This window comes from Nevskia soli DSM 19509 (assembly GCF_000711955.1).
In the GTDB taxonomy this organism is placed as follows: Bacteria; Pseudomonadota; Gammaproteobacteria; order Nevskiales; family Nevskiaceae; genus Nevskia; species Nevskia soli.
This window is the reverse complement of the sequence record NZ_JONR01000033.1, coordinates 46,233-56,498: the sequence shown is the minus strand read 5'-3', so window position 1 is coordinate 56,498 and position 10,266 is coordinate 46,233. Positions and strand designations below refer to the sequence as shown.

General features: G+C 67.9%; 7 protein-coding genes. 3 read left to right on the top strand and 4 right to left on the bottom strand.

Going from position 1 to position 10,266, the window contains the following annotated elements:
- A partial coding sequence (locus BP26_RS0116925; protein ID WP_245611829.1) for a transposase occupies positions 1-333 on the top strand: 333 nt, incomplete at its 5' end.
- Between the two features lie 145 nt (positions 334-478).
- Here the strand turns inward: BP26_RS0116925 and BP26_RS0116920 are convergent.
- The 4 genes from BP26_RS0116920 to BP26_RS0116905 are packed head-to-tail and all read right to left on the bottom strand — an operon-like array spanning position 479 to position 7,835.
- Positions 479-2,242: a glycosyltransferase family 39 protein gene (locus tag BP26_RS0116920; protein ID WP_169740732.1), complete on the bottom strand. Its 1,764-nt coding sequence runs from the start codon at positions 2,240-2,242 to the stop codon at positions 479-481.
- A gap of 57 nt (positions 2,243-2,299) precedes the next feature.
- On the bottom strand, positions 2,300-5,371 hold the full coding sequence (locus BP26_RS0116915) for an efflux RND transporter permease subunit (RefSeq protein WP_029921750.1): 3,072 nt from the start codon (positions 5,369-5,371) through the stop codon (positions 2,300-2,302).
- 9 nt (positions 5,372-5,380) lie between these two features.
- The gene (locus BP26_RS0116910; protein WP_029921749.1) at positions 5,381-6,496 is read right to left on the bottom strand and encodes an efflux RND transporter periplasmic adaptor subunit; all 1,116 of its coding nucleotides are present in this window, start codon (positions 6,494-6,496) and stop codon (positions 5,381-5,383) included.
- A 1-nt stretch (position 6,497) separates the two neighbouring features.
- On the bottom strand, positions 6,498-7,835 hold the full coding sequence (locus tag BP26_RS0116905) for a TolC family protein (RefSeq protein ID WP_169740731.1): 1,338 nt from the start codon (positions 7,833-7,835) through the stop codon (positions 6,498-6,500).
- 175 nt (positions 7,836-8,010) lie between these two features.
- Between BP26_RS0116905 and BP26_RS0116900 the strand changes: the two genes are divergently transcribed.
- Together BP26_RS0116900 and BP26_RS0116895 are read left to right on the top strand one after the other, a co-directional pair.
- Positions 8,011-8,682, top strand: coding sequence for a response regulator (locus BP26_RS0116900; RefSeq protein WP_029921747.1), 672 nt, complete (start codon positions 8,011-8,013; stop codon positions 8,680-8,682).
- 88 nt (positions 8,683-8,770) lie between these two features.
- A complete protein-coding gene (locus BP26_RS0116895; RefSeq protein ID WP_051749084.1) occupies positions 8,771-10,135 on the top strand; it encodes a sensor histidine kinase in 1,365 nt (454 codons plus the stop codon).
- Positions 10,136-10,266: the final 131 nt, after the last annotated feature.

Sequence of the window (10,266 nt, the reverse complement as noted above, 5' to 3'; positions counted from 1 at the left end):
GCTTTGCCGGCGACAACGGTCAGTGCGTTGTATCGCCAGCGCTGGCAAATTGAAATCTTTTTCCGATGGATCAAGCAGCATCTGCGCATAAAAGCTTTCTACGGCACTTCGACCAATGCCGTGAAGACCCAATTGTGGATTGCCGTGTCGATTTATGTGTTGATCGCCATCGTGCGCAAACGGCTGGGTCTCACTGCTTCTCTCTATGAATTGCTACAGGTATTGAGTCTCACGCTGTTCGAGAAAACCACGTTGCAATGCGTCTTGGCACAGGCCAACGACTCATTCAACAACAACCCCGCTGCCAACCAATTGAATCTATTGGGCGATTAACCGGACGCTACTGGGCGAAAGCCAAAGAAAAGTAACCCGCCATCAAGGCGGAACCGCACTTTCAACAAGCGCGGTCAATGACCCGCGTGCAAGCGCGTACGCCAAAGCTTCAGAGCGCAAACGCAACCAAAATACCCCACGATCATTACAAAGTGACAAAGAACAGCGCCGAACTCAGCGCCATCACCGCCAGCAATCCCTGCGTTACCTTACCGCCCCGCCCACAAGCAATAACAAACGGCAACAACACCGGCAGAATGAAACGGAAGTCGCTCTCGCAGGAAAACGGGTAACTGATCCGTGCCGCCAGCAAGCTCAACAGCCACAGCACGCTCAACACGATCCACGGCGCCTCGCGCCACATCACTTTCGTCGACCAGCGCAGCGCAGCCGCCCGCATGATCAGCAAAGCCAGCAACCACAGCAGTACGACACCCCACAGCAGCGCGATAAAGCGATGCAACGCCCCCTGGAAACTGAACTCCCCCGATAGCGCCGACCGCAGCAGGAAATTCCAGAAGTTGGCACGCCCGGTCGCATCGGCCCGGGTATCGAGCCAGGGGGTACTGAGGAAGACCGGGATATCCAGCGGCAGGAAATAGTGGAACTGGTTGGGTACGCGCAGATCGGCGTCGAGGTTGACGATGTTGCCGATCAGCCAGTTGGACATCTGGCCATGCCACCAATAGTAGAGATTGCGGCCGAGGCCCAGCAGCAGGCCCACGGCCATCACCGCGCTGGCCGCGCCGGCATCGATCCAGCGCCGTGTCCTGCGCCAGCCGCCATGCCGCAACAGGCGCAGTGCGATCAGCGCCAGGGCCGCGGCCGGCAGGACCAGGGCGCTGCTCTTGCACAGCAGCGCCAGGGCGATGCTCGCCGCCATGCCCAGCAGGTGGCGCCGCCGCCCGCCGCGCCACCAGCGGAACATGAACCAGGTGGCGACCGCGGCGGCGGCATAGAGCGGCGGGTCGTTGCCCAGGCGCAGGCCGTGAATGATGCCGGCGGGCCACAGCACCAGGGCGGCGGTGGCCACGCCCTGTGCCGAGGGCGAGCGGCGCAGCGCCAGCCGCAGGGTTGCGGTGGATGCGACCAGGAAGATCAGCCAGAAGCCGAGCGCAAAAGCCTGCAGTGCCTGCGGCTGGGACAGTCCCAGCCAGTCCGCCCAGCGCCAGACCAGGGCGCCGCCGATGTAATACAGCGGCGGCTGGTAGTACTCCCAGCCCTGGTTCGGCAACGGCAGACTCAGGCGGGTGGCGATGTACTCGACATAGCCCAGGTGCCCGGTCTCACCGAGGCGCTTGACGTCGTAGTTGCGCCAGGTCCAGGGCGTGGCGCTCCAATAGAAGCACAGCACCACCAGCCCGATACCGAGCAGCACGGTTTGCCAGCGCCGCAGGCGGAAGGCGCCCGCCAGGGCCAGCAGCCAGGGCAGCAGGGCCGCCGCCAGCAGCAGGCAGCGCCAGCCGGGGAGCGGGTCCAGGGACAGGCTGCCGCTCCAGCCGTAGTTGTCGACGATGAATTCGAGCTGGTTGCCGCCGGTATGCAGCCAGGGCGACAGGTCGATATCGAAGCCGTAGCGCCAGTCAGTCAGGCCGCCGGGCCGCACGCCGTCCAGGGGAACCGGCTGCCCGTTGACGTGCAGCTCGACCAGCCGGTCGTCGGGCACGATGTGCCAGCGTCGCGGCGTCAGCCAGTTGAGCGGCATCTCCACGGTGAGGCGGTTGCCCTTGCTGACTTCGCCGAACAGCCAGGGCATGGACACCGGGCCGTCGCGGCCCCCGGCGAGGTGCTGCGTCGCCGTCATGCGCGGGTAGACCAGGCCCAGCGCGAGGCTGACCGTCAACAGGCCGATCAGCGCGAACGCGACGGCGCGCTTGCCGGAAAACGGTGTGAATGTCGCAAACGCCATCTGGCCCCCCGAGGTCGGCGCCAGCATACCGCCTGGGAGGGGAAAAATGCCTGCGCGTTACACGCCGCGGCCGCGGTTGACCCTGGCGAAGGCCACCGGCAGCACCAGCAGGGTCAGCAAAGTGGTACTGAGCATGCCGCCGAAGATCACCAGGGCCAGCGGCCGCTGCGCCTGCGAACCGATGGCGTGCGAGAACGCGGCGGGCGCCAGCCCCAGCGCAGCGAGGAGTGCCGTCATCAGCACCGAGCGGAAGCGCCGCGTGGCGCCCTCCACCACCGCCGCGTCGAACTGCCACTGCGGGCTCTGCGCCAGTTCGCGGATGCTGGTGATGAGGATGACCAGATTCTGGATCGCGATGCCGAACAGCGAGAGGAAGCCGATGCCGGCGGAGATGCTCAGGTCTTCGTGCGCCAGGTACAGAGCGGCGACGCCGCCGATGGCGGCGAAGGGCACGTTGATCAGCACCAGCGCGGCGTCGCGGACGCGGCCGAAGGCGAGCACCAGCAGCACGAAGATCGCGGCCAGCGCCACCGGGATGATCAGGCCCAGCTTGCGCTGCGCCAGCTTCATCTCGTTGAACTGGCCGTCCCAATGCAGCACGTAGCCGCGCGGCAGTGCGACATGTTCGGCGACGCGCGCCTGCGCCGCCGCCACCGCGCCGCCGAGATCGCGGCCGCGCACGCCGAACTTGATGGCGATATAGCGGCGCGCACCCTCGCGGTAGACGAAGAAGGGGCCGTCGCCCACTTCCACCTTGGCCACGGCGCTGACCGGTACGCGGCTGCCGTCCGGCGCATCGACCAGCAGGCGGGCGATTTGCTCCGGGCCGGAACGCGGCCCCTGCGGCAGGCGCAGGAACAGGTCGTAGACGCGCTCGCCCTCCTGCACCTGGGTCTGCGCGTTGCCGCCGACGGCGTTGAGTACCACGCTTTCGATGTCGGAGACGTTGAGGCCGTAGCGCTGCGCGGCGATGCGGTCCACGCTGAGGTTGAGGGTGGGCTGGCCCAGTTCCTTGAAGATGCCGACGTCGGCGACGCCCTGCACCTGCTCCAGCTGCGCCTGCACTTCCTCGGCCTTGGCCTGCAAGGTGGGCAGGTCGTCGCCGAAGATCTTCACCGAGTTCTCGCCCTTGACGCCGGACAGGGCTTCGTCGACGTTGTCCTGGATGTACTGCGAGAAATTGACGTCGATGCCGGGGATGCCGTCGAAATATTGCTGCAGGCGGTCGATCACGCCCTGCCGGTCGACGGCATGGCCGAGATCCGCCGGCGACTTGAAGTAGACCCCGTACTCCTGGTTGTAGACGCCGGCCGAATCGGTGCCGTCATCGGGGCGGCCGATCTGCGCCGTCACCGTGCGCACCTCGGACTCCGTGGCGATGCGCTTGCGGATCCTGTCGGCGATGCCGGCCGAATAGGCCAGGTCCACCGTGTTGGGCAGCGTCACGCGAATCCACAGGTTGTTCTCCTCCAGCGTCGGCAGGAAGCTGGTGCCCAGGCCGGCCAGGGCCACACCGGACAGGCCGAGGAAGAACAGCGACACCAGGCCGGTGCGGAAGGGATAGCGGATCAGCACTTCGAGAATGGCGCGGTAGCGCTGCTGCATCCACTCGATGAAGCGCGGCGCCTGTACCACCCAGCCGCCGCCGAACAAGGTGGCCGCCGCCGCCGGCACGAAGCTGGAGCTGAGGGCGATGGAGGCCAGCAGCGCCAGGCCCATGGTGAAGGCCATCGGCTCGAAGATGCGCCCTTCGACGCCGCCGAGCAGGAACAGCGGCGCGTAGGCGACGATGATGATGGCGGTGGAGAAGATCATGGCGCGCTGCACTTCCGCCGTGGCGCTGCGGAACACCAGGCCGGCCTCGCGGCCGCCGCGTTCCAGGTGCTGCATGATGTTCTCGATGACGATCACCGCGGCGTTGACGATCAGGCCGAAGTCGATGGCGCCGAGCGAGATCAGGTTGGCCGGCACGTCCAGCCAGTGCATGCCGCTGAAGGACACGCACAGGCCCAGCGGGATGATCGCCGCCACGGTCAGCGCCACGCGCAGGTTGCCGAGGAAGACCCACAGCACCAGCAGCACCAGCACGATGCCGACCAGCAGGGTATGCGTCACCGTGTGCACGGTGAGATCCAGCAGTTCCTGCCGGTCGTAGTAGGGTTGCACTTTGACGCCCTCCGGCAGGCGCCCGCTGGCATTGATGCCGACGATCTTCTCGCGCACCTGCGCCAGCACCGCGCTGGCGTTCTGGCCGCGGCGCAGCATCACCACGCCCTGCACGATGTCGTCCTGGTGGTTGAACTGCACCTGGCCGAGACGCTCGGCATGGCCGAGTTGCACCGTGGCCACGTCCGCCACCCGTACCGGCACACCGCCGTTGCCGGCGACGGTGATGCGGCGGATGTCGTCGAGCGACTGCACCAGGCCGACGCCGCGCACCACCAGTTGCTGCTCGCCGCTGGGCAGCAGGCCGCCGCCGACATTGGCGTTGCCGTTGCCCAGGGCCTGCGCCAGCTGCGCCAGGGTGACGCCGTAGCGTTGCAGCTTTTCCGGATCGGGCAGCACCTGGTACTGCCGCACCATGCCGCCGAAGCCGCTGACGTCGGCCACGCCGGGCACGCTCTTCAGCTCCTTGAAGACTTCCCAGTCCTGCAGGCTCTTCAGCTCTGTGAGGTCGACGTCCGGGTTATCCGAGGCGATGCGGTAGCGCATGATCTCGCCGGTGGCGTCGGAGTCCGGGCTCAGGCTGGGCTGCACGCCGGTGGGAAAGGTGATCTGGGCGAGGTACTGCTGCACGTTCTGCCGCGCCTGGAAGTCGTTGCTGCCGTCGCGGAACTGGATCGTCACCACCGACAGGCCGAACAGCGAGACCGAGCGCACCGATGCGGCGTCCGGCACGCCGGACAGCGCGGTCTCCACCGGCACGGTGAGCTGGCGCTCGACTTCGAGGGTGCTGCGCCCCGGCCACTGCGTGATGACCTGGACGTTCAGCGGCGCGATGTTCGGATAGGCCTCGATCGGCAACTGGCGGAAAGACCAGCCGCCGAGCAGCAGCAGCAGCGCGCAGGCGAGGAACACCAGGGCGCGGTTGTTGATGACGCCGTCGACGAATTTTTCGGAAGCGGTCATCGGGCGCGGCTAGGAACCGCTGACCTGGTTGAGCAGCACCGCGCCTTCGCTGACCACCGGCGTGGCGGCGTCGAGCCCGGTGACGACAGCGTACTCCGTATCGTCGAGGGCATGGCCCTGCACCGGCAGGCGGTGGTACTGCTTGCCGCCCTGCTGCACGAAGACGTAGTCCTGGTCGCGCACGCGGATCACCGCGCTGCGCGGCACCACCAGCGCGGTGCGCTCGCCGGTGCCGAGCTTGCCGCTGACGAACATCTCGGGCCGTAGCAGCCTATCCGGATTGGGAATGTCGCAGCGCACCGGCAGGGTGTGCGTGGCCGGGTCGATGGTGGGCGCGATGAAGCTGACGCGGCCGCTGAAGCTGCGGCCCGGCAGGGAGCTGCTCTGGAAGTCGAGCGGCTGGCCCAGCTTCAGCGCGGCGTAGTCGCTGTCGTAGCTGTTGAAGTACAGCCACAGCGTGGAGGTGTCGGCCACCGTCATCAGGCTGTCGCCGATGTTGAGGTAGCCGCCGGCGTCGACGTTGCGCTGCATCACCACGCCGCCGATCGGAGCGCGTACCAACAGGTATTGTTCGGCCTGGCCGCTGCGATCGAGACCGGCAATATCCGCATCGGCCGCGCCCAGCACCTTGAGACGGTTGGTGGCGGCGAGGAAGGTTTCCGCCGCGTCATCGCGCAGCGTAGCGTCCGAGCCGCCCTGGGCCAGGGCGTCGCGGAAATGCCGCGCCAGCAGGTATTCGTTCTCGGCGGAGATGAAGTCCGGACTGTAGACTTCGGCCAGCGGCTGGCCGGCCTTCACCGATTCGCCCTCGAACACGAAGACGCGGCCGAGGCGACCGGCGACGCGGGCGGCGGCGATGTGCACGCGCTGCCGGTCCAGCGCCAGCTTGCCGGTCACGGCGATGGTGTCGGGAACGGTGCGCGACTGCGGCAGGACGGTTTTGACGAAGTCGGGGTTGAAGGCCTGGGCGGGCTTGGCCGCATCGGGAGTGGTGGCCGCGGCATCGGCGGCTTTTTCCGCTGCGGAGGTGGAGTTTGTGGGCGCCGTGGCCGCATGCCGCCCGGCGCCGTAGCCGATGGCGAGCGCCAGCAGCGCCGGCACCAGGATGTAGAGCCAGGTTTTCATGTCAGGGAACGTCCGGGTCTTTGCCGATGGCGGCGGCGAGTGAAACGTAGGCTTGCACGGCGGCGTCCTGTGCCTGGATCAGGCTCAGCTCGGTATCGCGCAGGCCGGTTTGCGCGGTCAGCAGGTCGGAGAAACCGGTCCCGCCAGGGCTGCCGCTGCTGCCGTAACTGTCCAGCGCCAGCCGGTAGGCCATCTGCGCCTGCGGCAGCAGCTGGTCGCGGGTGAAGCCGAGCTGGCGCAGGGCGGTTTCCAGGCTGTGGTAGGCGTTGGCCACGCCGAGGTCGACCTGCTGCAGGTTGGCTTGTTGCCCCGCCCGCGCCGCCTCGAGCTGGGCCTGCGCCTGGCCCAGGCCGGCCTTCTCCCTGGCGAACCCCCAGCTCGGCAGGTTGAAGCTGATGCCCAGGGAATACATGCGCATGGTCTGCAACTGCACTACCGAGGGATCGGCGTAGGTGCCGGCGCTGAGCTGGAAATCGGGCCAGAACGACTTGTGCGCCAGGGCCACGCCCTTGTCCGCCGCCTCGACCTGGAACTCGCCGCCGGCGATGGCCGGGTTGTTCTTCTGCGCCAGCTCGATCAGGCGGTCCAGGGGCTGCGCCGGCAGGTGCGGACTGTCCTGCTGGTCCTGCACCTGCAAGGGCGTCTGCGAAGCCCGGCCGAGCAGGGTGTTGAGCTGCTCCCGGGCGCCCTGCACCTGCTTGTCCAGGGCGTAGCGGCCGTTCTGCAGGCCGCCGACGGCCACCTGGGCGTTGAGGAATTCGACATAGGCCGCGGCGTTGTTGGCGTAGCGGACCTTGGCGATGGCCTTGATCTGCTCCAGTCTTTGCAGGTCCTGGTCCGTGAAGTGCAGCTGGTCCTGCAGGGCCATCAGCTGGTAGTAGGCCAGCTTGAGTTGCGACACCAGTTGCAGTTCGAGGCTGTCGTACTGCCGCCCCACCGCCTCCGCCTGGGCCCGGGCGATGTCCGCCGCCAGGCTGCGCTTGCCCGGCCACAGCAGCGGCTGGCTGAAGTTGTAGTAGGCGTAGAAGCCGGAGTTGCGGTTGAAGTCGAAGGGGCCGCCGGTGTTCGCCTGTTCCAGCAGGCTGAACTGCGGCGCCGGCAACGCTTCGGCCTGGGGAACCGACAGCCGCGCCGCCAGGTAGTCCTGCCGCGCTTGCCGCAGCTGGGGATTGTCCTGCTTCAGCGCCGTCACCAGGTCGTCCAGGGTCCAGGCCCCGGCCGGAGCCGCGACGCCCGTATCGGCGATGGCGGCGCCCGCCAGCAGCAGGCCGGCCAGCACCAGCGCCACCGGGAATTGCGGGCGGAGGTGGCGGCGGATTGGCGGGTGGGTTCGGCGCATGAGAACAGGCAGCTCAACTTCCGGCCTGGGACAAGGCTGGCTTTCGGCGCGCAGGCTATGCGCAACTGCTTTCTCGGACCTTACGACTCCCCCCGCTGTCAGACGGTAAGCTACGCTTACCCGTGGGCGCCGCGAACAGCCAGCGCCCACAGGCTTATCCGCCGGGAGAGAGGCCATGCGCCTGCTATTGATCGAAGACGATGTACAGATTGCCGAAAGCCTGGGGCGCGCCCTGCGCCGCGCCGGCGACGTGGTCGACATTTACGGCACCGCCCGCGACGCGGAGCAGGCCCTGCGCGCGGTCGACTACGCGCTGGTGATCCTCGACCTGGGCCTGCCCGACCGCGACGGCGGCACCCTGCTGCGCGCCATGCGCGCGCAGGACAACCACACCCCGGTGCTGGTGGTGACGGCGCGCGACGAACTGAACGACCGCGTGCGCCTGCTCGACCTCGGCGCCGACGACTACCTGGTCAAGCCGTTCGAGATGGTGGAACTGCAGGCGCGCATCCGCGCGGTGGCGCGCCGCGCCATCGCCAAGTCCGGCGGCGACATCGGCGTCGGCGGCCTGCGCTTCGATCTGGCGGAACGGCGCGCCTATGCTGGCGACGTGCCGCTGGAGTTGTCGCCGCGCGAACTGGGTGTGCTGGAAATGCTGCTGCTGCGCCGCGGCCGCGTGGTGAGCAAGGCGCAGATCCAGGAGCACCTGTGCGACTGGGACGAAGCGCTCACCGACGGCGCCATCGAGCTCTACGTGCATCGCCTGCGCAAGAAGCTGGAAGGCACCGAGGTGGAACTGCGCACGGTGCGCGGCTTCGGTTACCTGCTGCAGCATCCGCAGGGATAAGCCCCTGGACGGTTCGGCCGGTTCCACCGGCGCAACCGCCGAAAGCCTGCGCCGGCGCTTCCTGCGCCTGCTGCTGGCGCCCCTGCTGGTGCTGTTCGCCATCGGCGGCGGCGCCTGCTACGCCTTCGCCCTGCACTACGCCAACACGGTGTACGACGGCTGGCTGTTCGATTCGGCCAAGTCGCTGGCGCTGGTGGTGGAGCGCACCGATCACGGCGTGATCCTCGACCTGCCGCAATCGGCCGTGCGCCTGTTCGTGTGGGATGTTTCGGATACCACCTATTACCGCGTCTCCGGCTCCAGCAGCGGCTTCATCGCCGGCCAGAGCGATTTTCCGGCGACGCCGGAGAACCCGGACGGCGCGGTCGACTACCAGGGCGCGCGCCTGTTCGACGCCGTCATCGACGGCCGCGCGGTGCGCGTGGCCACGCTGCAACTGCCCGCCGATCGCTTCGGCGAAGCGGTGACGGTGCAGGTGGCCGAAACGCAGAACAAGCGCCGCAAGCTGGCGCGTGAAATCCTGGCCAGCGTGTTGCTGCCGCAGATCGTGCTGATCGGTGCCGCGAGCCTGATGCTGTGGTTCGGCATCCGCGGCGGCCTGGCGCCGCTGGGCCGGCTGGCGGAGCGCCTGCAGGCGCAGGATCATCGCCGTCCACAGCCGATTGCCGTCGACGACGTGCCGCAGGAGGTCCAGCCCCTGGCGCTGGCCTTGAACGATCTGCTGACCCGCCTGGAAAGCGCGCTGGCGGCGCAGCGGCGCTTCGTCGCCGATGCCGCCCATCAGCTGCGCACGCCGCTGACCTCGCTCAAGCTGAACATGGAGCAGGCGCTGCAGGATGCCGGTCATGGCAATGCCGGCAACAGCGCCGGCAATAGCGTGATCCCGGTGTTGCAGGAATGCGCGCGCGCGGTGGAGCGCGTCACCCGCCTGTCCAACCAATTGCTATTGCTGGCCCGTTCCGAGCCCGACGCCATCGCCACCACGCCGTTCGAGCGGGTCGACCTGTCGAGGCTGGCGCGCGAGGTGGGCGCCGAGTGGGTGCCGCGGGCCCTGCGCCGGAACATCGATATCAGCCTGGCCGTGCCGCAGCAGGCGGTGGCGGTGAGCGGCAACGGCCTGCTGCTGGCGGAAGCGCTCAACAACCTGATCGACAACGCCATCAAGTACCACCCCGGCGGCGGTCACCTGTCGATCGAGGTGGCGGCGCAGCCGCAACCCTGCATGCGCGTCGTCGATGACGGCGCCGGCATCCCGGCGCCGCTGCGGGAACAGGCGCTGAAGCGCTTCTACCGGGTGGACCGCAGCGGCAGCGACGGCAGCGGCCTGGGCCTGGCCATCGTGCAGGAGATCGTGCGCTCGCACGGCGCCACGCTGACCCTGGGCGACGGGCTGGGCGGGCGCGGACTGAGCGCGAGCATCGTCTTCCCGGAAGCGGCGGCCGCGCGCCAGTAAGCCGCACCCCGCCTTGCCATAGGGACAGCCCGAAATCGGTGGCCTAAGCTTATATATCACGCGCTTGCCGTGCGGAGAATTGCCTGGCTCAGATTGACTGCTGCACCCGCGGTGAGATCTTTCGTGATTGG

Bases quoted from the DNA above. Each gene is read 5' to 3' on its own strand.
- BP26_RS0116920 (WP_169740732.1), bottom strand. From the start codon at position 2,242: ATGGCGTTTGCGACATTCACACCGTTTTCCGGCAAGCGCGCCGTCGCG.
- BP26_RS0116915 (WP_029921750.1), bottom strand. From the start codon at position 5,371: ATGACCGCTTCCGAAAAATTCGTCGACGGCGTCATCAACAACCGCGCC.
- BP26_RS0116910 (WP_029921749.1), bottom strand. From the start codon at position 6,496: ATGAAAACCTGGCTCTACATCCTGGTGCCGGCGCTGCTGGCGCTCGCC.
- BP26_RS0116905 (WP_169740731.1), bottom strand. From the start codon at position 7,835: ATGCGCCGAACCCACCCGCCAATCCGCCGCCACCTCCGCCCGCAATTC.
- BP26_RS0116900 (WP_029921747.1), top strand. From the start codon at position 8,011: ATGCGCCTGCTATTGATCGAAGACGATGTACAGATTGCCGAAAGCCTG.